Consider the following 25,049-nt stretch of genomic DNA (forward strand, 5'->3'; position numbering starts at 1 on the left):
GCACTCCTCACGAGGAACGGTCTGAAAGCAATCAGCCCGGGTTGCCCCGGGCTGCGATTATTATACCCTAGAACCTCAACTACACCCTGACGTGCTCCCACACGTGTCGCACTTCAAACACGTGCCGTTCCTCACCATGGTGAAGTTGGAGCATTCCGGGCACATGTCGCCGGTATAGCCCTGCATCATCGCCTTCATGCGGCGGTCGGCCTCGATCTTCTTGAGCTCGGCCTGCGCCTCGCGCTCGGAGACCGGCGACAGGCCGGTGGCTTCGGCCCTGGCGGCCTCGGCTTCCGTCACCGCCCCGGTTTCGGCCTGGAAGTCGGCCTGGCGCTCCTCGTAGTCGCGCTTGAAGGCCGAGGTTTCCTCGAACAGTTCGGAGACCGGCTTGGCGGCAAGCGACGACTTGGCCGAGACGCCGGCGACCGCCGTCACGGTGTTGACGTTGGAGGCCTTGGGCGCGGTGGCCTTGGCCGGGACGCCGCCGGCCGAGCCGGCCGGCGCATCCGACTTGCCGGAGACGACGGAGAGCTTGTGGCCGCGGGTCAGGCCGCTGGACACCGGCGTCTTGCCGTCGGCGATGCCCTTGCCGAGCGTCGTCGTCGAGAATTCCGACTGGTCGACATGGGCGAGGTCGTGGCGGCCGAGATAGGAGATCGCCAGTTCGCGGAAGACATAGTCGAGGATCGACGTCGCCGACTTGATGGCGTCGTTGCCCTGGACCATGCCGGCCGGCTCGAACTTGGTGAAGACGAAGGCGTCGACATATTCCTCCAGCGGCACGCCGTATTGCAGGCCGAGCGACACCGAGATGGCGAAGTTGTTGATCAGCGCCCGGAGCGTCGAGCCTTCCTTGTTCATGTCGAGGAAGATCTCGCCGAGGCGGCCGTCGTCATATTCGCCGGTGCGCAGGAACACCGTGTGGCCGCCGATCTTGGCCTTCTGGGTGTAGCCCTTGCGGCGCGTCGGCAGTTTCTCCTGCTCGCGCACGACCTTCTCGATCACGCGCTCGACGATGCGCTCGGTGATCTCCATGGCGCGCTGTGCTGCGGGCGCCTCGGCGATCGCCTCGACCACGTCGTCCTCGTCCTCGTCGTCCTCGATCAGCGAGGCGTTGAGCGGCTGCGACAGTTTCGAGCCGTCGCGATAGAGCGCGTTGGCCTTGAGAGCGAGCTTCCAGGACAGCATGTAGGCCTGCTTGCACTCGTCGACGGTCGCATCGTTGGGCATGTTGATCGTCTTGGAGATGGCGCCCGAGATGAAGGGCTGGGCGGCGGCCATCATGCGGATATGGCTGTCGACCGAGAGATAGCGCTTGCCGACCTTGCCGCAGGGATTGGCGCAATCGAAGACCGCGTAATCCGCTTCCTTGAGGTGCGGCGCGCCTTCCAGCGTCATCGCCCCGCAGATGTGGATATTGGCGGCCTCGATGTCCTTCTTCGAAAAGCCCAGATGGATGAGCAGGTCGAAGGCGGGATCGGAGAGCTTCTCCTCGGGGATCATCAGCGCGGCCATCTGCTCGTCGCCGATGGTCCAGCGGTTGAAGACGAACTTGATGTCGAAGGCCGATTTCAGCGAGGAATTGATCTTGTCGATCGTCGCCTCGGAGAAGCCCTTGGCGCGCAGCGTCGTCGGATTGATGGCCGGCGCCTGGTCGAGCGTGCCATGGCCGACGGCATAGGCCTCGATCTCGGCGATCTCGTGCTCGGCATAGCCCAGCGTGCGCAAGGCTTCCGGCACGGCGCGGTTGATGATCTTGAAGTAGCCGCCGCCGGCGAGCTTCTTGAACTTGACCAGCGCGAAATCGGGCTCGATGCCGGTGGTGTCGCAGTCCATGACGAGGCCGATCGTGCCGGTCGGCGCGATGACGGTGGCCTGGGCGTTGCGGTAGCCGTTCTTGCTCCCGAGCTCGATCGCCTTGTCCCAGGCGGCCCTGGCGTGGGCGATCATCTCGGCGTCCGGGCAGTCGGAGGCCTTGAGCGGCACCGGATTGACGGCGAGATCCTCGTAGCCCTGCGCCTCGCCATAGGCGGCGCGGCGATGGTTCTTCATGACACGCAGCATGTTCTTGGCGTTCGGCTTGTAGCCGGGGAAGGGGCCGAGCTCGCCGGCCATTTCGGCCGAGGTCGCATAGGCGATGCCGGTCATGATCGCGGTCAGCGCGCCGCAGATGGCGCGGCCCTCGTCGCTGTCATAGGGAATGCCAGAGGTCATCAGCAGGCCGCCGATATTGGCGTAGCCGAGGCCGAGCGTGCGGTACTTGTAGGACAGTTCCGCGATGCGCTTCGACGGGAACTGCGCCATCATGACGGAGACTTCCAGCACGATCGTCCACAGCCGCACGGTGTGCTCGTAGGCGGCGATGTCGAACTTGCCGGACTTCACGTCGCGGTACTGCAGCAGGTTGACCGAGGCCAGGTTGCAGGCCGTGTCGTCGAGGAACATGTATTCCGAGCACGGATTGGAGGCGCGGATTGGGCCTTCCGCCGGGCAGGTGTGCCAGTCGTTCATCGTGGTGTTGAAGTGGATGCCCGGATCGGCCGACGCCCAGGCGGCGTAGCCGACGCGCTCCCACAATTCGCGGGCAGCAACCGTCTTGGCGACCTTGCCGTCGCGGCGGTTGATCAGGTTCCACTCGCCATCGCTCTCGACGGCGCGCAGGAACTCGTCCTTGACCGAGATCGAGTTGTTGGAGTTCTGGCCGGAGACGGTCAGATAGGCCTCGGAATCCCAGTCGGTGTCGTAGGTCTTGAACTCGATGTCGGTGTAGCCCTGACGCGCGAACTGGATCACCCGCTTGATGTAGTTCTCGGGCACCATCGCCTTCTTGGCGGCCTTGATCTCGCGCTTGAGCGCCGGGTTCTTGCCCGGATCGAAGCAGTCGTCATTGTCGGCCTCGCAATTGACGCAGGCCTTCATGACGGCGGTCATGTGCTTCTTGACGGTCTTGGAGCCGGTGACGAGGGCGGCGACCTTCTGCTCCTCGTTGACCTTCCAGTCGATATATTGCTCGATATCGGGGTGGTCGATGTCGACGACGACCATCTTGGCGGCGCGGCGCGTGGTGCCGCCCGACTTGATGGCGCCGGCGGCGCGGTCGCCGATCTTCAGGAAGCTCATCAGGCCTGACGACTTGCCGCCGCCCGACAGGCGCTCGCCTTCGCCGCGCAGCTGCGAGAAGTTGGAGCCGGTGCCGGAACCGTATTTGAACAGGCGCGCCTCGCGGACCCACAGATCCATGATGCCGCCGTCATTGACGAGGTCGTCGCCGACCGACTGGATGAAGCAGGCATGCGGCTGCGGATGCTCGTAGGCCGAATCGGATTTCTTCAGCTTGCCGGTGAAGGGGTCGACATAGAAATGGCCCTGGCCGGGGCCGTCGATGCCATAGGCCCAGTGCAGGCCGGTGTTGAACCATTGCGGCGAGTTGGGCGCGACGCGCTGGGTGGCGAGCATGTAGCAGAGCTCGTCGAAGAAGGTGCGGGCGTCGTCCTCGGAGTCGAAATAGCCGCCTTTCCAGCCCCAGTAGGTCCAGGTGCCGGCGAGCCGGTCGAAGACCTGGCGGGCGTCGATCTCGGAGCCGAAACGCTCGTCCTCGGGGAGCTTGGCGAGCGCCTTTTCGTCGGGCTCAGAGCGCCACAGCCAGGACGGGACGGAATTCTCCTCGACCTTTTTCAGCCGCGCGGGAACGCCTGCCTTGCGGAAATATTTCTGGGCAAGGATGTCTGCCGCCACCTGGCTGAACTGCGAGGGCACGTCGATGTCTTCCAAGCGGAACACGATGGACCCGTTCGGGTTCCTGATCTCGCTCGTGGCCTTGCGGAAGGCGATTTCGGCGTAGGGTGACTGACCTTCTTTGGTAAACCGGCGTTCAATGCGCATGGTCTCTAACCTTCGTCCCTCTATATATAGTGTGTCTGCATCTCCGGCAAAAGCCGATATTGCGGCACACGCGTTCCCGTTCGGGCCGTTCGTACGGCCCGGTCCCACTCCGCTGGCGCAAGAGCATGTCCCTTCGGACGAATTCTTACGCGCAACACATACTTAAATTGAAAGCCGCCCGGTTTTTTCGGCGAACCGATTCCGTTTGGAGCGGTCACCTTATGTTGTGTCAAAATTGGACGCAAACACTAAATATAGTATTAACAGCCTCTTTTCACACCTTATCGACCGACCGGCCAAACCCCCTCACGCGCACGCAGCTTCCCTGTCCCGCGGAGAGTACGAAACCCCGGCCGCCGGGCCGAAAACACAGATGAAATTGAAAAGCGCCGGCAGAAAAGAAACATTCCGGCACGGTGACTCGTGTCACGCTCAGGTCATAAAAGGCGACTCGGGCCAGCCGGTCAAGGGCTAGGTTTCCTCAAAAGCGTTAACGCAATATGTTGTGGGTGAGTGTGTGGAAGCTGGGGATAACCTGCTCGGCGGGGTTTGCCCGCAAAACAGGCGGTTTTCCGTGGCGCGGTGGCCTGACGGTATTGCCGCGCGACGCCGCGCTTGCGGCGAAAAATCTCTGCTGGCGGACGATTTTCGGGATTGGCGAGGCGGTACGGCGGACCGGAGACGGCATGATCGGCGCCGCCCGCCGATGACGCGAAATTGCCCGACGCAACTTTCGCCGTGATCTGCGGGCGGTCCTGGCGATGGGGCCCCGGCTGTGGATATCGTCGCGGTCAGCGAGCACGCGCCGGTCCCGAGATGGCTCATATATGCGCTCGTCGGCGATCGCCGTGACGTTGTCAGGATTTTCAGCCGGGCGCGACCCGCCGTTGCCGACCGGAAAATACAACCTTCGGTGCGTGCCGGTGGCCCGGCCTCTCCTGCTTTTTCCAGGCGCCAAAAACTGATTTCTTCCGTTGCGTCGCTTGTATGGGCCGGGGTAATTGTCTGATTTCATTATAAAAATTATCCCTTCACCGGTTTTTAACGGGTCGGACGGTCTGCTGAACCAACGCGCATCGGCACCTCGCCGACCGGCCCATGACAGGCCCTTCCACTTCAGCGTGCATGTTTTTCAGAAAACTGGGATCGGTCCGCGCCTGTTCATGGCTGCCCGACCGATTGCGAGGGGGCAATCCGGTTAATGTTCGAGAAACTCAACAAGCTGTCGCTCACCGCCAAGATTGCAGCTTTCATGATCGCGGTGAACCTTTGCGGTATCGCCGTTCTGGCAGGATATACGTGGACCACCGAGACGCGCTCGTCGATTGCCAATGCGGTCGACAAATGGTCGCGTGACACCGAACAATTCGCAACGCTGGCTGCCGGCGGCATCAAGTGGGGCAAGGCCGAGGTCATTCAGGACGCCTATGCCCTGTTCCGCGACGACGCATCCCTGAACATGGTGCAGTTCGCCGCGTTCAACCGTGACGGCAAGATGGTCGACAGCTGGACCCGCGACGGCGCGGATGCCGTGCTGAGCGACAGCCAGATCGCCGAACTCTCGAAACAGACCATGGCGGATCCGAAAACGGCTACCGAACTTGGCGACGGTGTCGCATCCGTTGTCGTGCCGCTGCCGAAGAATGCCGCCGGCGAAAACACCGGCCTTGTGCTGACCGTCTGGACCACCGCGCCGATCTACACGGCGGCGGAGTGGAACGCCGTCATGTTGTTCGCGATCCAGAGCGTGATCGTGGCCGTCGGTTTCGGCCTGCTGCTGGTGGTGATGCGCCGCCTGATCGGAACGCCGCTCAACACGATTTCCGCGAGCATCGGCCGCATGCAGGAGGGTGATTTCCAGTCGGAGGTACCGTTCCAGACGAAGGGCGACGAGATCGGCTTCGTGGCCCGCGCGCTGGAAACCTTCCGTGGCGAGTTCATCGCCAAGCAGGAAGAGGGCCGCCTTGCCGAGGAACAGCGCCAGAGCTTCGAGGCCGAAAGGTCGCAGAACGCGGAACGCACGGTTGCCGCCGCCGAAGCGCAGGCAAGCGCGGTGAGCCGCGTCGCCGAAGCGCTCGAACAGCTCGCCGACGGCGATTTCACCTGCCACCTCGACGATCTCGGTCCCGAGTTCGAGAAACTCGCCACCGACTTCAACCGGATGGTGGAAGCCGTTTCGGCAACGCTGGCCGATGTCCGCGCGGCGTCCGAAGCCGTGGATACCGGCTCGGTCGAACTGGCGAACTCCGCCGACACACTGGCCACGCGCACCGAGCAGACGGCCGCGTCGCTGGAAGAAACCGCGGCGGCTCTCCACGAGATGACGTCGACCGTCAAGCAGTCTTCCGAGCGTGCGGAGGAAGCCGGCACGATGGTCATGAAGGCGAAGCAGGATGCCTCATCTTCGGCCGCCGTCGTGCGCGACGCGATCGGAGCCATGGACCGGATCCAGCAGTCGGCCGGAAAGATCGGCCAGATTATCACGGTCATCGACGAGATCGCGTTCCAGACGAACCTCCTGGCGCTCAACGCCGGTGTCGAGGCAGCGCGCGCCGGCGAGGCGGGCGCCGGCTTTGCCGTCGTCGCCCAGGAAGTGCGCGAACTGGCCCAGCGGTCGGCCGCCGCCGCCAAGGAGATCTCGCAGCTGATCGGCGAATCCGGCCGCGAGGTGGAGTCGGGCGTCCAGCTGGTCAACCAGACGGGCGAGTCGCTTCTGTCCATCGAGACGCAGGTGAACGACATCACCGACCGCATCGAGACGATCATCAGCGGTTATCGCGAGCAGTCGACCGGCCTCGACGAGATCAACACCGCGGTCGTCAGCATGGACCAGACGACGCAGCAGAACGCGGCAATGGTCGAGGAGACCAACGCGGCCTGCCAGGAACTGCGTGCCCAGGGCGGCAAGCTGAACAAGATCGTCGCACGGTTCCGTATCGCGGGAGCGCAACCGGCGCGGGAAGTGCCGGAGGAAACTCCGGCTGCCCCGCCGCGGCCTGCAAGGGCAAAGATTCCGGCCGTTTCCGGCAACACGGCGCTCGCCGTGGATCCGAGCGACTGGGAGGAGTTCTGATCCACTCCGGGTCGGACACAACAATAATAAACCGAGGAGAAAACAATGAAATCAACAATGCTTGGACTTGCGCTTGCGGCCTCCGCATTCGCCTTTGTCGCCACTCCGTCGCTTGCCGACGGTGAACATATCCCGGCGGTGACCGATTATGCCAACGCCAACATCAAGCCGTGGCTTTCCGACGCCTCCGTCATCAGCGCGGTCAAGGCGCAGAACGAGGCCAATGCCGGGCTGAGCCAGGACGATATCGACGCGCTCGACAAGAGCTGGCGCGCCGGCGTCGACGGCGGCGACCATGCGCTGATCGACAAGGTGCTTTCCAATTCGCTGTCCGAGTTTCTGCGCGACAAGCAGATGGGATCGAACGGCGTCATCACCGAGATCTTCGTCACCGATGCCAAGGGCCTCAATGTCGGCCAGAGCGACGTGACGTCGGACTACTGGCAGGGCGACGAAGCCAAGTGGCAGAAGACCTACGGCACCGGCGCCGCCGATGCGATCTTCGTCGACGAGGCCGAGAAGGACGAGTCGACGCAGATGCTGCAGAGCCAGGTTTCGATGACGCTCGACGACGAGTCCGGCGCGCCGATCGGCGCGATCACGGTCGGGATCAACCTGAACGCGCTGTAAGCCGTTCCGCATCCCCGAGACATGAAGGGCTCCCGCAAGGGAGCCCTTTTGTTTTGAACAGCGAGCCGATTACGCGCCGGATCAGCCCTTGTGGCCTTCGGCGATCGGTTCCTGGTAGGTGAAGCCGAGATCCCAGGGAAAGTAGATCCAGGTGTCCTGGCTGACCTCGGTGACGAAGGTATCGACCAGCGGCCGGCCCTTCGGCTTGGCGTAGACGGTCGCGAAATGGGCCTTCGGCAGCATGGCGCGCACCAGGCCGGCGGTCTTGCCGGTGTCGGTCAGGTCGTCGACGATCAGGATGCCTTCGCCGTCATTGGCGAGAAGATCGGCGTGGACCTCCTTGAGCACCTGGATGTCGCCCTGCGTCGTGTAGTCGTGATAGCTCGCCACGCAGACCGTCTCGACGATGCGGATGCCGAGTTCGCGGGCGATGATGGCGGCGGGCACGAGACCGCCGCGGGTGATGCAGACGATCGCCTTCCAGCTGTCGCCGGCGCCTGAAATCCGCCACGCCAGGGCGCGCGCATCGCGGTGAAACTGGTCCCAGGAAACGGGAAAGGCTTTTTCGGGCAGGGCCATGCGGGATTTCCGATCTTCCGTATGAAAAGTGGACACGCACATAGCCGGATTGGCGGTGTCCGGCAAGGCGCGGGGGCCGGGCCGCGTCCGGAAGCTGTGGAGCATGCGGCCGGATCAGGCCTGCAGCGCGGCGATCATCGCGCCGACAGCGGCGGCGGCGGCGTCGAGACGCGCCTCGTCGGCGCCGCGCAGAACGATATCCGTCCAGAACTTGCCGCTATCGTATTTCGGATAGGAACCAATGGCGATGTCGGGATAATCGTCCTGGATCTTTCCAAGCGTCTCGCCGATCATGCCTTCGCCGAAGGGACAGTGCACCGAGCGCGACAGCAGGACCCGGCCGGTGCGCAAGGTCGGCACGACATTGTCGAGCATCGCCTGGAAGACCGCCGGAACGCCGGCCATGACATGGACATTGCCGACAACGAAGCCGGGCGCCTTCGAGATCGGGTTGTCGATATGCACCGCGCCCTCGGGCATGCGGGCCATCCGCTTGCGCGCCTCGGTGAATTCAATACCGCGCTGGGCGTAGTGGTCGCCGAGCAGTTTCATCGCCTGAGGGTCGTGATCGCAGGGCAGGCCGAAGGCCTTGGCGATGGCGTCCGCGGTGATGTCGTCATGGGTCGGGCCGATGCCGCCGGAGGTGAAGACGTAGTTGTTGCGCGCGCGCAGCGCGTTGACCGCCTCGATGATCGCCGCCTCGTCGTCGCCGACGATGCGCACTTCCCTCAGGTCGATGCCGATCGCGGTCAGGACGGCGGCGAGATGGCCGGCATTCTTCTCGCGAATCCGGCCGGACAGGATCTCGTCGCCGATGACGACGGCGGCGGCGGTGACGATCGAACTGTCTTCGTTTCCGGCCGTTTTCGAAGGCATGCGCGGGCGCTCCATAGCTTGCGTCATTCTTATGCATGTTCGCATTGGTTGTGAAGCGCGCTTCGGCGCTCGGGCGGGGCGTTTGCGCTTGATCGGGCAAGCCGCGTCGGATAGCGATGGCCGCGGGCCCCCTTGGCGGAACTGGTAGACGCAAGGGACTTAAAATCCCTCGGCCTTTGGCCGTGCCGGTTCGAGTCCGGCAGGGGGCACCAAGCTGCCGAACGAAATGCGGGCTTGGGAATTTGCATGTCATAATTGAATAAAATCAAAGCATATTACCGCGAAAATTGTATGCATCGCGGCGGCGAAATGGCTGTCGGGCGGGGTGCGCAGCCATCTATCAAACCGCTCCTGCGCGAATTCCAAAGAGAAATAATCAAACAAACCATAGTCTTGTGCGCGATTTTTTATGTGCGATGCATTTGCCGTGTCCGCACTTCCAACCGTCGCAGCGCATGCCCGGCGAGGTTTCGTCTGCAAAAACGCTCTTTATGCTTTGTTAATCGGTGACTGCAAGAAGTTGGCATACCGGTCGGCTATCGCTTACCAAGCGATGCCCGCATGACGCCGCGACCGGGCCGTTGGTACGCCAACATGCGACCTTTCCGCATTTCATGTGACGATCGAGGGATCCCCTAACGGGCGATCGAGGTCGATTATTTTTCAGGACGCTTCGGGAGAAATCTTCATGTTTAACAGCCTCGGCAAGGGCGACGACGCCAAGACGGTACTCGCCGCGATGGACAAGTCGCTGGCCATCATCGAATTCGATCTGACCGGCAAGATACTGACCGCGAACGAGAATTTCTGCGCGGCGCTGGGATATGAGCGCTCCGAGATCATCGGCAAGCATCATTCGATGTTCGTCGATCCGGCCTATGCGCGCAGCAACGATTACAAGGAATTCTGGGCCAAGCTCAACCGCGGCGAGTTCGATGCGCGCGAATATATGCGCATCGGCAAGGGCGGCAAGGAAATCTGGATCCAGGCGTCCTACAACCCGATCCTCGGCCGCAACGGCAAGCCGTACAAGGTGGTCAAGTTCGCGACCGACATCACCGAGGCGAAGCTGAAAGCCGCCGACGACGAGGGCAAGATCGAGGCGATCTCGCGCGCCCAGGCGGTCATCGAATTCGACCTGCAAGGCAATATCCTGACCGCCAACGAAAATTTCTGCACCGCGCTCGGCTACGACCTGTCCGAGATCAAGGGCAAGCATCATTCGCTGTTCGTCGATACGGCCTATGCGCAGAGCGGCGACTACAAGGCGTTCTGGGAGAAGCTGCGCGGCGGCGAATTCGTCGCCGAGGAGTTCAAGCGGATCGGCAAGGGCGGTAGGGAAATCTGGATCCAGGCGTCCTACAACCCGATCTTCGACATGAACGGCCGGCCGATGAAGGTGGTCAAGTTCGCGACCGACATCACCGAGCGCGTGCGCGCCGTCAACGAGATCGGCGGCGGGCTGCAGAAGCTGGCAGACGGCGACCTGGAACAGCGTATCGAGCGACCATTCATTCCGTCGCTCGACCAGTTGCGGCTCGACTTCAACAATTCGATCGGCAAGCTGCAGGAAGCGATGCAGCGCGTCGGCGACAATGCCGGCGCGATCCGCAGCGCATCCGACGAAATACGCTCGGCGGCCGACGACCTGTCGCGGCGCACCGAGCAGCAGGCGGCTTCCGTCGAGGAGACCGCGGCGGCCGTCGAGGAAGTGACGGCCTCGGTCAAGGAATCGGCGTCGCGCGCCGACGAGGCGGGCTCGCTCGTCCTGCGCACCAAGACTTCGGCCGAACGGTCGGGCGAGGTGGTCAAGCAGGCGGTCGCCGCGATGGAACAGATCGAGGCGTCGTCGCGCGAGATCGGCAACATCATCGGCATTATCGACGAGATCGCCTTCCAGACCAACCTGCTGGCGCTCAACGCCGGCGTCGAGGCGGCGCGGGCGGGCGACGCCGGCAAGGGCTTCGCGGTCGTCGCCCAGGAAGTGCGCGAACTGGCGCAGCGCTCGGCCAATGCGGCGAAAGAGATCAAGTCGTTGATCGATACCTCGGCGCAGCAGGTCAAGGCCGGCTCGGAACTGGTCAGCGAAACCGGCACCGCGCTGGAGACGATCGTCGCCGAGGTTCAGGAGGTCAACACCAATGTCACGGCCATCGTGGAAGCGGTGAAGGAGCAGTCGACCACCCTGCAGGAAATCAACCAGGCGATCGGCGAGGTCGACAAGGGTACGCAGCAGAACGCGGCCATGGTCGAGGAATCGACGGCGGCCAGCCACAGCCTCGCCAACGAGGCCGGATCGCTCAACGACCTGCTGCGGCAGTTCAAGCTCGGCTCGGCGGCGACGCACGCTCCGGCCGCCCAAGCGGCGGAACCGCGCGCGGCGGCGAAATCCTTCGCCAAGCCGGCGCGATCCTTCCCGGTCAGCGGCAATGCCGCGCTGAAGGCCGACGATTGGGAGGAATTCTGATCGGATCGGCCGGTAGAGCTCCAATCCGAAACGGCGCCCATCGCGGCGCCGTTTTTTTGGATACCGGTGGGGGCTTCCGGAACTTTTCACGGAACCGGCGGCGATTGGCAGGAGACTACTGCCTGGCTTTTTCCTCCGGAAAAAACACGCCGTTGATGCTGTCTTTGTGACCTAGTCTCGCCAGCACATTCTCGCTCGACAGCTCGTACATCTCATTCGCATCGTAGCCGCGATATCCTTTCGACGTCAGGAGGTCGACGATATCTGTGATGCTGTAACCATTTACCTGTTGAGCATTCTCGGACAACTCCACGTAAATCAGCGGCCGGAATTTTTCGATCGCGCCCCTTGCGCCGAGCAATGCGCGGTAGTCGTATCCGTCGATATCGATCTTCAACAGGTCGAGGCGAGTCAGGCCCCAGTCGTCGAGCAGTCGGTCGATCGTCGATACGGGCGACGATACGTGCTCTTCGGGTTGCCAGGCCATGCTGGCCTTCGCCGGCCATGACGAGCGGATGTCGCGCCGCGGATTTTCCTCGATGGAATCGCTGATCAGAAAATTGTGCACCTTTACGCGTTTTTCCAAGTCCGGATTCAGGCTTGCGTTTTTCAACAGTTTTGATCGGGCGAATTCAGTCGGCTCGATAGCGTGAACCAATCCTTGGTTGCCGGATTTCTTTGCGATCAACAAGGTATGGGCGCCGATATTCGCTCCGACCTCGACGGTTACAAAGCCATCCCCGATATAGTTCTCGATAAAGTCGTGCGTATCCTTCTCCCAGAAGCCGAGATAGATATTGTAATCAATGAGCTGCCGGCAATCGAGTTGATATTCAATGCCGTCACGGCGAGCGTGCTTTAGCGGCCGGAGCAAATGATAGCGCCTCTTGAGAGATCTCAGCTGTTTTTCAAACATGCGGCGTGTCCGTGGGTATTTTCCTGATTCATCCGGGGCCTGAAACGATAGAGTGACGGGAAACGGCAAGGTCACAGACGCAAGCTCGACTGTTGACCTCTACCCCTTTGAAAACTGCTCGACAACGTCCTACTGCCGATGAACCGCCACACGGCCAGGGATCGGCGACATCATAGGCATGACCCGACGAGATCGCCCTCCAAACCGGTCTTCCGTGCTAGATTCCAGTATTAAAGCGGCATGGGCGGGTGATGACTGCAAGACCATTGCAGTCGATGCGCGAGACTGGCGTGGACTGACGCAGCATACGACCCATGCGGCAAAGAAGATATCGTCGCCGATCTGATCCGGCCGGCCTGGCCCACGAATCTACTGCGCCGTCGAACGGCGCGCACGGGCGCTGTTCGCTTGGGCGGTCATAAGCTGGATGTTGGATCAGGCGGGCTGTTTCGCCTCGACCGGGAAGAAAACCCCGTTGATGCTGTCCTTGTCGCCAATCAACTCGAAAACGTTGGAAGTTGTCAGCGGCTGCATGTCGCTCGCATAATAGCCATTATACCCATGCGAGGCGAGAAACGAGATGATGTCTGTGACGCTGAAGCCGTTTTCCTGTTGGGCCCATTCACACAACTCGACGTAGATCAGAGGCCTGAATCTGCCGATGGTATCGATCGCACCACGCAAGGCACGAAAATCATAGCCATCAATATCGATTTTGATAAGGTCAAGCCGGTCGAGCTCAACCTCCTCGACCAAGCGGTCGATTGTGGTCACCAGCGAGGGGACAGTTTCCAATGGTTGCGAGGCCATGTAGGATCTTGTCGGCCAAGAGGAGCGGATTTCGCGTCGAGTATTTTCTTCTATGACGTCGCTGATCAGCAGATCATGAACTCGAACCCGCCCCGCGACATCCGGATTCAAATCCATATTTCTGAGTAATTTATTCCTGGCATATTTCGTAGGTTCGACTGCGTGGACAATTCCGGTCGGGCCGGAGTTTTTCGCAATCAGCAGCGTATGGGCCCCGACATTCGCGCCTATCTCGAGGGTTACGAAACTGTCCTTTACATATTTTTCAATGAAATCAGAGGTCTCGGCCTCCCAACTTCCCAGAAAAATACTGTAGTCTATTAGCTCGCGGCAATTGATGTCATACATAATGCCGTTTCGACGTACCCGCCTTTTCGGCTGTATAAAATAGTAGCGCCGTTTCAGCGATCTTATTTGTTTTTCGAACATGTAAAATTCCGTCAGGCCGGCTTCTCAAACCGGGGCTCCGGAGGTCTACCTTTTCCGACCGAGTTCGGCAATGACGAAAGTTCGATGATAATCTCTCCGTTCGCAGATGCGTGATGTCGTGACGAATAGCCTCGCATAACGGTCACGGAAACAGCCATTTGTAGCCCCGTGTTAAAAATTTTGGCGGTATTGCATCCGTCCACAATTTCGCTTCCGCCGAACGAGGTGACGCTCCCCGGGGGATCGACCATCGCGAACCTGTCGCAGAGTAATTCCGAGTATGTTGTTTCGATGGCGCGTTTCTATTTGTGGAGCGCTTGCCCCCGTTATTCCCGCTTGCAAGTTCAAAAACAATGGGTCACTCATAAATTTCGGCGGCAAATTTGGGTTGAATCCGTTTCAGCGCAAGCCATTTGGGCCTGTCTTAACAAGCTCCGCACAAATGCGGATATTACAATTTATCTTTGGCCTTGGGTGGCTTTGGAAAGGCGCGAGGATCCATATTGAGCGTATATCCAAAAATAACTGTAGTGACACCCTCGTATAATAGTAAAAAAACCATAGAGGAAACAATTAAATCCGTTGTCTATCAGGGTTATCCAAATCTCGAATATATAATAATTGATGGTGGTGGCGACGACAGCTTTAGAATAATTCAAAAGTATGAAAAACATTTGGCGCATTGGGTAAGTGAACCTGATGAAGGCCAGTATCATGCGATAGAAAAAGGCTACTCCTTAGGGAGTGGTAAGATATTATATAGTATAAATGCAGACGATATAATGCTCCCTGGCAGTCTTTTCGTCGCGGCCGAAATTTTTAGCAAATTCGATGGAGTGGACTGGCTGTCAACTTTGAGACCCGGCCGTTGGGACGCGTCCGGCCGACTTTCGGGAATCGGCGCGTTACCGGGTTTCTCGCGCGAGGCGTTTTTGGACGGCTTTTTCCTCCCGGGAACGCGCAGTTGCGGCCACTGGATCCAGTATGAATCGACTTTTTTCAAATCGTCGCTTTGGCGGAAGATTGGGGCGAAGTTTCCAACTCACGGTTTGGCCGGTGATTTTGCGCTGTGGTGCGAAATGTACAAGCATGCCGACCTCTATGGGTGCGGGTATCCGCTTGCCGGTTTCCGATTTGTAAGCGGGCAACGAAGCGAGGCAATGAACCAATATTTAAAGGAGGGGAAGGCCGCTCTCGACCAATTGCGAAGAGACCTCGGTTGGTCGCCCTATCGTATTCGATCCGTTTTGGGTGGGATGCGGCTGAAGAAGTATTCGAAGGTTGGTGAAGGAGTCGCGAAAGCAATCGGTTATCGCGGGAACAGGATCGTGAACAGGGATCCAAGAAGTTTACCGCCTCAGTGGGAAATCGAAACTTATCGATGGCTCCCGTGAGTTCATCGAAGAAGGCTTTTTTCATTCTCGTCTCTGCAGGCAATGGGAGAATGAAATACATTCGAAAGACGCCCTTGGCGAAACCTCCTATGATAACCGCTCCTAAAACACTTTAGAGACCTCATCTCTTTCTCGGAGTCAGTTTCGACGGCCCTATGTATTGTCTATTGTAGTAGGTATGGGGATGGGTTTCCTGTTCAAATCCGCGGTTTGTTGGATGAAGCCGGTGTGGGACTTGTTAATTTGGAATGCGGGATTGGTGCAACGACTGACGCACCGCGGTTGAGCGATCGCGGTAGTACGGCTAAAGGGGGGCTGCCGGACCGCATCTCGTGACCGCCCGGTTTCATCGATCGGTGTCCATATGGTCAGCTTTTCCATTATTACTCCCGTTTTCAACCTCATTCGCTCTGGCCGTGAAGACACATTCCGCCAGACCGTAAACTCTGTTGCGGCGCAGAGTTGGCCAGCGGTCGAGCATGTTGTTGCTGACGGGGTGTCGAATGACGGCACGGTCGAATTCGTAGAACACGTGCTCGCCGAAAAATCGCGATCGATCTTTGTCTCCAAAAAAGACCGAAATCTCTATGGCGGGAAAAACAACGGAGCGGAGGCTTCGACCGGCGACTATCTGATGTTCATCAATTCCGATGACTACCTGATCGACAGTCGCATAATCGAAACGCTGACCCGCGCGGTCGAAAAGGAAAGGCCGTCCCTGGTCTTCGGCTCGATCCAACGGCTGGATGAAGCCGGCGTTTTCCAGCGGTCATGCCCCCCGGGCACAAATATATTTTTGCGGCAGATGCCCTTCTCCACGCAGGCGATGGCGGTCAGGCGGGACGTATTCTTCTCGCTCTCGGGCTTCGACGAGTCGTTTCCCATCCTGGGAGACTATGATTTCTTCTGGCGTCTGTTGTTCCGGTATCCGGATGTCATGCAGATAGACAAGGACATTGCGGTGTTTCGGACCGGCGGCGTCTCCGAGGATTATGAAGCGCGGCGCCGGGAAATCATGGACGTGTGGGCAAAAAACTATGGTCGGTTCACGTCCGGTTTCGATGTGGACTGGGAACGCGCGCAGCGCCGCAGATGTTTTCCGTTCCGGCTGCTGTGGGCGATCTGGCGTGCGTCCGGCGATAACGCGATCGTTCGAAGTGCGGTTGCGCATGAACTTGGCAGGAGCCTCCGGCGAATGGTTGTGGTGTAGAGGACCTGCGCAGGCGTGGCGGAACGGGACATGGAACCGGCTAAACAGCGGAAAACGATGCAGAACGGGGAAAGCGGCAAGGTCACCGTCTCGAATCTCGGCACGCGCGGGCGGTTCGGCAATCATGTCTTTCAGTACATGTTTCTGCGCTGCTACGCGAAGGACCGGGGCCTTGCGGTGGAGACGCCGGACTGGATCGGGCGCTACCTGTTCGGCGTCGACGATCCGCTGCTCGCCGACCCGTCCGCCTTCATGGAAGTCAGGCAGACCGGCCTGACGCTCGAGGATTGCCACATCGCGAACGCGACGGAGGATTTTTCCTTCGCCGACTTCAACGGCTTCTTCCAGTACCGCACGCGTTACTACGAACCGCACAAGCCGTTCATCCGTTCCCTGTTCGCGCCGTCGGAGGAGGTCCGGCGCCAGCTCTCGGAAGCGCAGAATGCCTTCGACGCGCTCGAGGGACCGGTCGCCGGCGTCCATATCCGGCGCGGCGATTACGGCTACGGCCCGTATTTCATCGCGCCCGTGGAATGGTATCTCGACTGGCTGGACGAGTTCGGTGGCGGCCGGCCGGTCAGCGTGTATCTGGCGAGCGACGCGCCGGAGGCGGTGCGCAGCGCGTTCGGCAAACATCGCGTGGTCACCGCGGCGGATCTCGGCGCCGACCTGCCACGGGCGCCGTATTTCCCCGATTTCCATTTCATGACGCAATGCGACGCGCTCGCCATTTCCAATTCGAGCTTTTCCTTCGCGGCGGCCATGCTGAACGAGAAGGCGGATGTCTTCATGCGGCCCGATCTGGCGCAAAGAAAGCTCATCGCGTTCGATCCGTGGGATGCCGAGCCCTTGCTACGAAACGCCATGGCCGAGGACCACGGCGCCGCCTTCATGCATCCACGGCGCAACGCCAAACTCAAGACCCGGCTGAAACGCCTTTTCGGACTTATGCCCAAGTGACCCGCGCAAGCAAAGGGCCCGGCCGCCGATGAAGTGCCTTGTCATCAATCTCGACCGCGTGCCCGCGCGCTGGCGGTTCATGCAGGAAGGGCTGCGTGCCGCAGGACTCGAGGCGGAGCGGTTCGCCGCCGTCGACGCGGCCATGCCGGGCGCGGCCAACGATACGCATTACCGGCCGCATAGCGGCGACCGCTGGGAACTGACGGACAGCCTGGTCGCGTGCTTCGAAAGCCACCGGCGTGTCTGGCAGTTGATGGTGGAGCGCGACCTCGCCGCAGCGGCGATCTTCGAGGATGATATCGTTGCGGGCGAGGGGCTCAAGGCGGCGATCGACTGGCTGGATCAGGGAACGGCCGCGTTCGATGTGGCGAAGCTGGACACGGCGCGCCGCCAATTGCGGCTGGGGCCGGTGACGGCGGAGGCGGACGGAGTGGCCTGGCGCCCGCTTCTCTCCGGCGCGGCCAGCGCGGCGGCCTATGTGCTGACGCAGGCCGGCGCGCGTAAATTGCTGGCATGGTCCGATCCGTTCTGCGACCACACGGATGATTTCGTGTTCCGGCCGAGGCCCGGCTTCCGGATATTGCAGGCGGTTCCAGCGGTCGCGGCGCAGGCGATGTTCCTGACCGCAGAGGAGCGCGATCGCCTCGATCTGGCGGACCCGGCGATCGTCGGCAGCGAGCGGTCGAGCGACCGCCGTCTCAATCGCAGGACAAATCGCGGGCCGCTCTGGTACCGTCTTCGCAAGGAGCTTCGCCGTTCGGGCCGGAAACTCTCGCAGAGGCTTTTCGCGGACAAGACGCTTGTCACGCGAGGCGGGTTCGTCGGGATTGTCGACTTCACCCCGGACGAACGCCAAACGACCGGACATCAGCCCGGCGGCTGACGCGGAATCGCCGCAATTGCGCACTGGAAATCGGCGGCGTTCGCGGGCATGGTCGGTGCAACATCCGGAGACCGACATGCCGCAAAACCCACGATCCTTTTCCCCGCCGAAGCCCTGGACGGAATGCGCCCGCGACCTCGTCAATGTCGCGATGGGACGCAAGGCAGCCGACCTCGTCGTGCGCAACGGCAAGTGGGTCAACGTCCATTCCGGCGAGGTGATCGCGGCCACCGATCTGGCGATCATCGGCGGGCGCTTCGCCTATTGCGGATCGGACGCCTCGCATTGCATCGGCGACGGCACCAAGGTGGTCGATGCGCGCGGGCGCTATCTCGTGCCCGGCCTGTGCGACGCGCATATGCATGTCGAAAGCGGCATGGTCACGGTCACCGAATTCTGCCGTGCGGTGATCCCGCACGGCACCACCTCGATGTTCATCGATCCGCACGAGATCGCCAATGTGCTGGGGCTTCCCGGCGTGCGCATGATGCATGACGAGGCGGAGGCGATGCCGACCAACGTCTTCGTGCAGATGCCGTCCTGCGTGCCGTCGGCGCCGGGGCTGGAACATGCCGGCGCGTCGCTCGGACCGCAGGAGATCGGCGAAGCGATGGCATGGCCGAACATCATCGGGCTCGGCGAGGTGATGAATTTTCCGGGCGTGGCAGCGAACGACCAGACGATGGTCGGCGCGATCGCGGCCACGGTGAAAGCCGGCAAGACGGTGGGCGGGCATTATGCCTCGCCGGATCTCGGCCGCGCCTTCCACGGCTATGTCGCCGGCGGGCCGGAGGACGACCACGAGGGCACGCGCGCCGAGGACGCGATCGCGCGGGTGCGCCAGGGCATGAAGGCGATGCTGCGGCTGGGCTCGGCCTGGTACGACGTCGCCGAGCAGATCAAGGCGGTGACCGAGCAGGGGCTCGACCCGCGCAATTTCATCCTGTGCACCGACGACAGCCATTCCGGCACGCTGGTCAGGGAAGGCCACATGGACCGGGTCGTGCGCCACGCGATCCAGCAGGGCCTGGCGCCGGTGACGGCGATCCAGATGGCGACGATCAACACGGCGCAGCATTTCAAGCTGGAGCGCGAGCTGGGCTCGATCACGCCGGGCCGCCGCGCCGATTTCCTGATCGTGTCGAACCTCGCCGAACTCGAAATCGACGAGGTCTACGGGCGTGGCGTGCAACTCGCCAAGGGCGGCAAGCTGACGGTCGAGATCCCGCCCTACGACTATCCGGTGGAAGCCAAGAACACGGTCAGGCTCGGCAAGGAGCTGCTGCCCGACGATTTCGTCATTCCGGCGCCGAAGGGCAAGGCGGAGGTCGACGTGCGCGTCATCGGCGTGATCGAGAACCAGGCGCCGACGCGGGCGCTGGAGGCGCGGCTGCCGGTCGAGGGCGGCATCGTCGAGATGGACCGGCCAAACGACATCTGCCAGATCGCGCTGGTGGAGCGGCATCGCGGCACGGGCGCGGTGGCCAACGCCTTCGTCTCCGGCTTCGGCTACACGCAGGACTGTGCCATGGCCTCGACCGTGGCGCATGACAGCCACCACATGATCGTGGTCGGCACCGACCGCGAGGACATGGCGATCGCCGCCAACCGGCTTGGCGAGGTCGGCGGCGGCGTTGTGATGATCTCCAAGGGCGAGGAACTGGCGCTGATCGAGATGCCGATCGCCGGGCTGATGTCGGACGAGCGCGCCGAGATCGTCGCCGCCAAGGCCGAAATCCTGAGCGCGGCGATGCGCGAAATGGGCTGTACGCTGAACAACGCCTATATGCAGCACTCGCTGCTGGCGCTGGTGGTGATCCCGGAACTCAGGATCTCCGACGTGGGCCTGGTGGATGTGCGGACCTTCGAGAAGGTGGACGTGTTCGTGTAGACCAGCTTACCGGTCATGCATTCCCCTGCCGGCGAGGATCCTCGGCGCGGCCTTTTCGATCCGCGATGCCCGCGTGGCCGATTGCTTCGCGCCGGAGAAATGCAGCACCCAGCCGCGCTGGCGGCCCGGCGTCAGCGCCTCGAAGGCGGTCCTGAAGTCCGGGTCGCCGTCGAGCCTGTCGACGAGTTCTTCGGGGTAGTCGAGATCATCCTTCGGGAAATCCACCTTGCGCCCGGCCTTCTCGTTCTCGACTGCCTCGCGGATATAGTCCTTGAGGACGGCTTCCATCGCGGCGATTTCCGCCAGGCCGGTGAACTTGACCATGCGCACCGAGCGCGAGTTTTCGCCCGGCGCGAGGAGGATGCCCTCAGGATCCCTCAGCAGGACGCCCTTGAAGAAGGAGAGGGCGGCGTTGTCCTTCAGGCCCCAGACGGTAGCGACGTTGCCGCCATGGGCGGTGTAGACCGGCGAGCGCCACTTGAAGTCCTCGGTTAGCGGGCAAGCGAGCAGGATCGTGCGAAGGGCGGCCAGTTCATCGCGCCACCGACCGTCCCTGGCGTAGAAGATTTCGACTTTCGCATTCACGCCATCTCCGCCTTTTGCTCGTAGCGCGCCTGCGCCTCGGCCACCTTGTTCTCGTTTTCCACCGCCCATACGCCGAGCGCGTGGATCGGTTCGAGCAGCGATTCGCCGAGTTCGGTGAGCTGGTAGTCGACGCGCGGCGGAATCGACGGCGTCACGGTGCGGTCGACGATGCCGTTGCGTTCAAGATCCCGCAACACACTGGTCAACACTTTCTGGCTTATCGTGCCGATTTCGCGTTTCAGTTCGGAGAAGCGCTTCGGCCGCTCCGACAGGCGAATCAGCACCAAAACCACCCATTTCGAGCCGATTGCGGCCAGCAACTGACCGACGGGGCGGCAGACTTCGCCGATTTCATTGATGTGACTTGGTTTCATTCTTGTAACCCGGTTGCAAAAAAGTGCCGTCTTGTGCGCTGCGGCATGACCTCTACATAGGGTCCCGGTATCAAAAAGCGACGACGGTATCAAATCAATACCGCAGTTTCTTTTTTCTACCGGCATGACCGGCCCGCGCCGGGGACAGCGAAACAGAAGCAGGAAATCCTGACCCGGAACAGCGGTTCCGGGAACGCAATCGCTCGTGCCCGAAGCCGGCCATGTACGGACCAATTCGATCAAGGAGAAACCATCATGACCCTCAAGCTCAACGTCATCGTCACCTCCACGCGGCCGGGCCGCAACGGGCCGAAAATCGGCAAGTGGATGGCCGACTTCGCGAAGGAAAATTCGGATTTCGAGGTGGAACTCGTCGACCTCGCCGATTTCGACCTGCCGCTGCTCGACGAACCGAACCATCCGATGATGCAGGACTACCAGCACGAGCACACGAAGCGCTGGAGCGAAAGCGTGGCCTCGGCCGACGCCTTCGTCTTCGTCTCGCCGGAATACAACTATTTCCCCGCCGCCTCGACCGTGAACGCCATCCAGGCGCTACACAAGGAATGGCACAAGAAGCCGGCCGGCCTCGTCGGCTATGGCGGCGTGTCGGGCGGCGTGCGCGCCATGCAGAGCACAAAGATCCTGCTGAACACAGTCTCGGTGATGCCGCTGCCGCAGGAAGTGCCGATCCCGTTCGTGTTCAACTTCTTCGGCGAGGACGGCACGTTCAACCCGGCGCCGGAAGTGGAGCAGGGCGCCAAGGCGATGCTCGCCGAACTCCACAGCTGGGCCGAGACGCTGGCGCCGGCCCGCAAGGAACAGGTGAAGAAAGCCGCCTGACCCTGTTCTCATCCCGAAGCGGCGATGCTATTCGCCGCTTCGGGGCAATCGAGACAGGACAGGCACATGACGGACAGGGCGGAACGGTTCGGCTGGCTGGAGCGGCCCGGCGACGACTTTCCCTTCTACAACGGCGAACCGGTAACGATTTCGGGCGGCCAGTGGTGGCTGGTGATGGCCGCGATTCTCGCCGGATTTCTCGTCCTGACCCTGTCGAACCCGCTGCTGACGGGGGCTTTCCTGGGCTTCGTTCCCATCGTGGCGTTTTTCGCGCTGCCGCTGGCGGCGCTGAAATATGTCGCGCCGCGCGGCTGGACGGCGATCTTCCGTCGCCTGCGCTTGCGCGACGTCTTCGTGATGACCGGCTTCGCGCTTCTCAACATCTTCGTCACCGGCATTGCCGGCGCGATCCTGATCAGCGTCATCGACACCACGGCCAATCCGGCGATTGCCGGCCTCGCCGCGCAGGACACGCCGGCGCGCATCCTGTTCTTCGCGAAATCCGTGCCGCAGCTGTTCGGGGAAGAGGTGCTGACGATCCTGCCGTTCCTGGCGCTGCTTACCTGGCTGACCGGCAAGCGCGGGGTGGGGCGCAAACGGGCGATCGTGATCGCATGGCTCGCGGTCGCCGTCCTCTTCGCCGCCGTGCATCTGCCGACCTATGGCTGGAACGTGATCCAGGTGATCGGCGGCGTCGGCGTCGCCCGGCTGGTGCTGACGCTGCCCTATATCATGACCAAGAACATCCTGGTGTGCACCGGCGCGCATATCCTCAGCGACTGGTTCCTGTTCGGCGCGACGATGGTGCTGAGCGGGGCGGCGGCTGGTGGGGGGATTGGCGGCGGGTAGGGGGCGGTATTCAGGGTGGGTTGGTATTGTTCACAACCATCGTCATTCTTTTCGCCGGTTTTCGTATCCTGTGCCTTTTACTGGCTCAATCGGGGAAGCCGGTTCTCTATCACGTTGTTGCTTTGCGCGTTCGATAACCACTTCTACTGAGTGGCGAATGTCCGGCTGATTGCCTTTTAGATATTCCAACACCGCGGCTTCGTTTTTTGCCAGAAAGTCTCCTGCTTTTTGTACGACGACTGATTTCTCTGTAAAATCGGAAGCGATGGAGCCGCTATAGAATGTGGCAATCGAAGCAGCGGCCACTATCAAGTTTTTAACTGTAAATATCCCGCGCTTGACTGACTTGTCCGAGAGGTGGCCGCGCGTCTCCAAAATGGAGAGTAAGTCCTTTAGTAGCTGGCGATCCTCGTCCGATATTAGCTGCTGTTTTCCGGCTTCCGCGACCAGTTGAGTGGCTAAAAGCCTGTCAGGGAGATTTTCAAAATATGATCCCGCATCGTCGTCAATTCCCCGTGCCGTTGGAAAACGACGCAGCCAAGGGCCGGTGGCGACAATTAGGTTTTCAAGTTCGCGCCGCCGACTCGCATCAAGCGCTGATGCGTTACCCCATGGCTCTCGCCGCAGATCATCGTCAAAATCTAGATACGAAGCAATCTCGAGTGAGCAGTCGTATATATGTCCAATGTTTTCAGGAACAAACGCGGTGGTGCAGTTTAGAGAGTTCGCAAAGCGTCGAAACTTATCCGCGAATCGGTCCCATCCGTAGATTTCTTCGATTTCTTGCGCGATTAGCGCAAATTCGCCGATGCGGCGCTTGATTCCGTCGTGTAGTTGAACAGTGATCTTGTTTTCTGCGATTTCGTCATCGCTCTTGTCGCCGTGCTGCGAGAGAAAAAGATTATGCTCACTTTCTTTCCATGTGTTTCCAATAGAGGATTGCCCGATATGTTTTACGTGTTCAGCCGCAGCCCAGCCAATTATATCTTTGTTGACGATATTCGGACTTTGATCCCACCAATCATTTCCTTCAGTGATCATCCTCGATGTTAAATACTTTTCTCCATCCTCTCCAATATGCTTTGAATAACCTCCATTTACACGTACATTATACCAGTCTAGCCAGAAGCTCCAATTTTCGCTGAGCTCTAGCATTTCTTTAGATAGCATTCGAAGAGCCGAATCGAACCAATAGGGATTCTCATCTGGCCAAAGCGGGGCAATCGATAACTCCTGAGTAGACATGCCTGCGTCTATTAATGATGCATCCAATGCAATCATACCCCAAATGGAATCTTTGCTATTAAATGAATTTTGACTAATACTGGCAGTTGCGCCAACAGAAAAATTTATGTCTACAGGATTGCTTGGAAGTAAATATGAAGAAATAGACTGAATTGCAAGGCGCGATAACTCGCTTTCTCTTTTAATGCTTAGGATGTCGTCTAGGCTAAAATGTTTACTATTTAAAATGGATTCCCGTATTGATCTAATGTCAATATCTAAAACTTGATCTTCAAAATCGCCAATGCGATTTGACAGAGTCCAAGAGCAAAATGTTGCGCGAAAAATCCCTAGACAGAAAGACTCTTTTATAGGCGGATCTACTTGAGATTCCTCTAGCATCCTTCCGATGTGAGGGATGGTTCTCAGTAATAGCCGTGTCGTCAGGTGCGGCACGCATCTTTTCTTACTGGCGGCCCATTCTTGGAACTCACCGGATGCGCTGAAGGAAATCCTGTTTGCCAAACTCTGCCCTTTTTCGTCTTCAACAACCCAACGAGCGCAGGCATAAATTGCCATAAGACCAATAACAGATGGGATCAGAGGATACTCAACTTATCTTTTTCGTCCGGGTTTATCCACCGTGTCCCTAACTCCAATCTTCTCACCGGGATTTGATCACGTGTCGATTGGACTTCGGAGACGCATGGCACTGAGCGTCTCCTCAAAGCCTACCGCAATCGCATCGGTCGCCACACGATGATGTCCGGCCTTCGGTCGCGGTCGTATTCGCTGGCCATGACTTTGCACTCCTTGCCGCCGCACTCGCCGCAACGGAACGGCAGCAACTCTATCTCCCGCGTCGGATTGACGAATTGCGCGACGTCGCTTGCCATGAAGCGGGCGACATGGCCGCAGGCCGTGCAGCTGACGGCGAGGAGCATTCCGTGACGGGCGGCTTGGCGAAGCGTTATGATGGGTCCTGCCATGCGTCGATGCTATCGAACAAACAGGGAACAACGTCAATCGACCCCGGGTGGTAAAATCTTTGTCCGGTTGCGCGAAAACGCGAAAACTTGCCCACCTTTTTCTCCGGCACCTGATCGTGGTCGTCGCGCGGAATATCGAGATTGTGCCCGAGCCGTCCCATGCCGTCATCCTCGGGCTTGGCCCC

General features: G+C 60.4%; 20 protein-coding genes and 1 tRNA gene. 11 read left to right on the forward strand and 10 right to left on the reverse strand.

Features of this window, described 5'->3' with window-relative positions; translation table 11 throughout:
• Positions 1–75 precede the first annotated feature (75 nt).
• Complete coding sequence (locus tag IG169_RS17730) at positions 76–3,882, reverse strand: vitamin B12-dependent ribonucleotide reductase (RefSeq protein WP_193177571.1); 3,807 nt, start codon at positions 3,880–3,882, stop codon at positions 76–78.
• A 1,201-nt stretch (positions 3,883–5,083) separates the two neighbouring features.
• On the opposite strand from IG169_RS17730, the gene IG169_RS17735 reads away from it, so the two are divergent.
• Both IG169_RS17735 and IG169_RS17740 read left to right on the forward strand, forming a co-directional pair.
• A complete protein-coding gene (locus IG169_RS17735) occupies positions 5,084–6,955 on the forward strand; it encodes a methyl-accepting chemotaxis protein (RefSeq protein WP_193177572.1) in 1,872 nt (623 codons plus the stop codon).
• A gap of 45 nt (positions 6,956–7,000) precedes the next feature.
• Positions 7,001–7,585, forward strand: a complete 585-nt coding sequence (locus IG169_RS17740) for a hypothetical protein (RefSeq protein ID WP_193177573.1) — start codon at positions 7,001–7,003, stop codon at positions 7,583–7,585.
• 81 nt (positions 7,586–7,666) lie between these two features.
• Here IG169_RS17740 and gpt read toward each other — a convergent pair whose 3' ends face one another.
• Together gpt and IG169_RS17750 are read right to left on the reverse strand one after the other, a co-directional pair.
• On the reverse strand, positions 7,667–8,164 hold the full coding sequence (gpt, locus tag IG169_RS17745) for a xanthine phosphoribosyltransferase (protein WP_193177574.1): 498 nt from the start codon (positions 8,162–8,164) through the stop codon (positions 7,667–7,669).
• 114 nt (positions 8,165–8,278) lie between these two features.
• Positions 8,279–9,040, reverse strand: a complete 762-nt coding sequence (locus IG169_RS17750) for a competence/damage-inducible protein A (RefSeq protein ID WP_193177575.1) — start codon at positions 9,038–9,040, stop codon at positions 8,279–8,281.
• Positions 9,041–9,166: 126 nt separating this feature from the next.
• On the opposite strand from IG169_RS17750, the gene IG169_RS17755 reads away from it, so the two are divergent.
• A tRNA-Leu gene (locus IG169_RS17755) sits at positions 9,167–9,252 on the forward strand.
• Between the two features lie 476 nt (positions 9,253–9,728).
• A complete protein-coding gene (locus IG169_RS17760; RefSeq protein WP_193177576.1) occupies positions 9,729–11,507 on the forward strand; it encodes a methyl-accepting chemotaxis protein in 1,779 nt (592 codons plus the stop codon).
• Positions 11,508–11,622: 115 nt separating this feature from the next.
• Here IG169_RS17760 and IG169_RS17765 read toward each other — a convergent pair whose 3' ends face one another.
• Both IG169_RS17765 and IG169_RS17770 read right to left on the reverse strand, forming a co-directional pair.
• The gene (locus tag IG169_RS17765) at positions 11,623–12,423 is read right to left on the reverse strand and encodes an FkbM family methyltransferase (protein ID WP_193177577.1); all 801 of its coding nucleotides are present in this window, start codon (positions 12,421–12,423) and stop codon (positions 11,623–11,625) included.
• Between the two features lie 435 nt (positions 12,424–12,858).
• On the reverse strand, positions 12,859–13,662 hold the full coding sequence (locus tag IG169_RS17770; RefSeq protein ID WP_193177578.1) for an FkbM family methyltransferase: 804 nt from the start codon (positions 13,660–13,662) through the stop codon (positions 12,859–12,861).
• Between the two features lie 503 nt (positions 13,663–14,165).
• On the opposite strand from IG169_RS17770, the gene IG169_RS17775 reads away from it, so the two are divergent.
• From IG169_RS17775 to ade, 5 genes are all read left to right on the forward strand, one after another.
• Entirely contained in the window at positions 14,166–15,056 is an 891-nt protein-coding gene (locus tag IG169_RS17775) for a glycosyltransferase family 2 protein (protein ID WP_193177579.1), read from the forward strand.
• A 364-nt stretch (positions 15,057–15,420) separates the two neighbouring features.
• The gene (locus IG169_RS17780; protein WP_193177580.1) at positions 15,421–16,266 is read left to right on the forward strand and encodes a glycosyltransferase; all 846 of its coding nucleotides are present in this window, start codon (positions 15,421–15,423) and stop codon (positions 16,264–16,266) included.
• A 30-nt stretch (positions 16,267–16,296) separates the two neighbouring features.
• Positions 16,297–17,226, forward strand: a complete 930-nt coding sequence (locus IG169_RS17785) for an alpha-1,2-fucosyltransferase (protein WP_193177581.1) — start codon at positions 16,297–16,299, stop codon at positions 17,224–17,226.
• Positions 17,227–17,254: 28 nt separating this feature from the next.
• Positions 17,255–18,109, forward strand: coding sequence for a glycosyltransferase family 25 protein (locus tag IG169_RS17790; RefSeq protein ID WP_193177582.1), 855 nt, complete (start codon positions 17,255–17,257; stop codon positions 18,107–18,109).
• A 76-nt stretch (positions 18,110–18,185) separates the two neighbouring features.
• On the forward strand, positions 18,186–20,000 hold the full coding sequence (ade, locus tag IG169_RS17795) for an adenine deaminase (RefSeq protein WP_193177583.1): 1,815 nt from the start codon (positions 18,186–18,188) through the stop codon (positions 19,998–20,000).
• Between the two features lie 6 nt (positions 20,001–20,006).
• Here ade and IG169_RS17800 read toward each other — a convergent pair whose 3' ends face one another.
• Together IG169_RS17800 and IG169_RS17805 are read right to left on the reverse strand one after the other, a co-directional pair.
• A complete protein-coding gene (locus tag IG169_RS17800; protein ID WP_343225671.1) occupies positions 20,007–20,585 on the reverse strand; it encodes a YdeI/OmpD-associated family protein in 579 nt (192 codons plus the stop codon).
• Positions 20,582–20,959, reverse strand: a complete 378-nt coding sequence (locus IG169_RS17805) for a winged helix-turn-helix transcriptional regulator (RefSeq protein WP_193177585.1) — start codon at positions 20,957–20,959, stop codon at positions 20,582–20,584. The genes IG169_RS17800 and IG169_RS17805 overlap by 4 nt, the downstream gene beginning before the upstream one ends.
• Before the next feature lie 255 nt (positions 20,960–21,214).
• Here IG169_RS17805 and IG169_RS17810 point away from each other — a divergent pair, with 255 nt between their 5' ends.
• Positions 21,215–21,802 carry an NADPH-dependent FMN reductase gene (locus IG169_RS17810; RefSeq protein WP_193177586.1) on the forward strand — a complete coding sequence of 196 codons (588 nt, stop codon included), beginning with the start codon at positions 21,215–21,217 and terminating at the stop codon, positions 21,800–21,802.
• 66 nt (positions 21,803–21,868) lie between these two features.
• Complete coding sequence (locus IG169_RS17815) at positions 21,869–22,651, forward strand: CPBP family glutamic-type intramembrane protease (protein WP_193177587.1); 783 nt, start codon at positions 21,869–21,871, stop codon at positions 22,649–22,651.
• A 42-nt stretch (positions 22,652–22,693) separates the two neighbouring features.
• Here IG169_RS17815 and IG169_RS17820 read toward each other — a convergent pair whose 3' ends face one another.
• The 3 genes from IG169_RS17820 to IG169_RS23900 form a co-directional block, all read right to left on the reverse strand.
• Positions 22,694–24,454: a hypothetical protein gene (locus IG169_RS17820; RefSeq protein ID WP_193177588.1), complete on the reverse strand. Its 1,761-nt coding sequence runs from the start codon at positions 24,452–24,454 to the stop codon at positions 22,694–22,696.
• Positions 24,455–24,606: 152 nt separating this feature from the next.
• A complete protein-coding gene (locus tag IG169_RS17825; RefSeq protein WP_193177589.1) occupies positions 24,607–24,864 on the reverse strand; it encodes a hypothetical protein in 258 nt (85 codons plus the stop codon).
• A partial coding sequence (locus IG169_RS23900) for a hypothetical protein (protein WP_210326093.1) occupies positions 24,846–25,049 on the reverse strand: 204 nt, incomplete at its 5' end. The genes IG169_RS23900 and IG169_RS17825, both read right to left, overlap by 19 nt.

The organism is Oricola nitratireducens (assembly GCF_014904745.1).
Taxonomy (GTDB): domain Bacteria; phylum Pseudomonadota; class Alphaproteobacteria; order Rhizobiales; family Rhizobiaceae; genus Oricola; species Oricola nitratireducens.

Bases quoted from the DNA above. Each gene is read 5' to 3' on its own strand.
- IG169_RS17730 (WP_193177571.1), bottom strand. From the start codon at position 3,882: ATGCGCATTGAACGCCGGTTTACCAAAGAAGGTCAGTCACCCTACGCC.
- IG169_RS17735 (WP_193177572.1), top strand. From the start codon at position 5,084: ATGTTCGAGAAACTCAACAAGCTGTCGCTCACCGCCAAGATTGCAGCT.
- IG169_RS17740 (WP_193177573.1), top strand. From the start codon at position 7,001: ATGAAATCAACAATGCTTGGACTTGCGCTTGCGGCCTCCGCATTCGCC.
- gpt (WP_193177574.1), bottom strand. From the start codon at position 8,164: ATGGCCCTGCCCGAAAAAGCCTTTCCCGTTTCCTGGGACCAGTTTCAC.
- IG169_RS17750 (WP_193177575.1), bottom strand. From the start codon at position 9,040: ATGCCTTCGAAAACGGCCGGAAACGAAGACAGTTCGATCGTCACCGCC.
- IG169_RS17760 (WP_193177576.1), top strand. From the start codon at position 9,729: ATGTTTAACAGCCTCGGCAAGGGCGACGACGCCAAGACGGTACTCGCC.
- IG169_RS17765 (WP_193177577.1), bottom strand. From the start codon at position 12,423: ATGTTTGAAAAACAGCTGAGATCTCTCAAGAGGCGCTATCATTTGCTC.
- IG169_RS17770 (WP_193177578.1), bottom strand. From the start codon at position 13,662: ATGTTCGAAAAACAAATAAGATCGCTGAAACGGCGCTACTATTTTATA.
- IG169_RS17780 (WP_193177580.1), top strand. From the start codon at position 15,421: ATGGTCAGCTTTTCCATTATTACTCCCGTTTTCAACCTCATTCGCTCT.
- IG169_RS17785 (WP_193177581.1), top strand. From the start codon at position 16,297: ATGGAACCGGCTAAACAGCGGAAAACGATGCAGAACGGGGAAAGCGGC.
- IG169_RS17790 (WP_193177582.1), top strand. From the start codon at position 17,255: ATGAAGTGCCTTGTCATCAATCTCGACCGCGTGCCCGCGCGCTGGCGG.
- ade (WP_193177583.1), top strand. From the start codon at position 18,186: ATGCCGCAAAACCCACGATCCTTTTCCCCGCCGAAGCCCTGGACGGAA.
- IG169_RS17805 (WP_193177585.1), bottom strand. From the start codon at position 20,959: ATGAAACCAAGTCACATCAATGAAATCGGCGAAGTCTGCCGCCCCGTC.
- IG169_RS17810 (WP_193177586.1), top strand. From the start codon at position 21,215: ATGACCCTCAAGCTCAACGTCATCGTCACCTCCACGCGGCCGGGCCGC.
- IG169_RS17815 (WP_193177587.1), top strand. From the start codon at position 21,869: ATGACGGACAGGGCGGAACGGTTCGGCTGGCTGGAGCGGCCCGGCGAC.
- IG169_RS17820 (WP_193177588.1), bottom strand. From the start codon at position 24,454: ATGGCAATTTATGCCTGCGCTCGTTGGGTTGTTGAAGACGAAAAAGGG.
- IG169_RS17825 (WP_193177589.1), bottom strand. From the start codon at position 24,864: ATGGCAGGACCCATCATAACGCTTCGCCAAGCCGCCCGTCACGGAATG.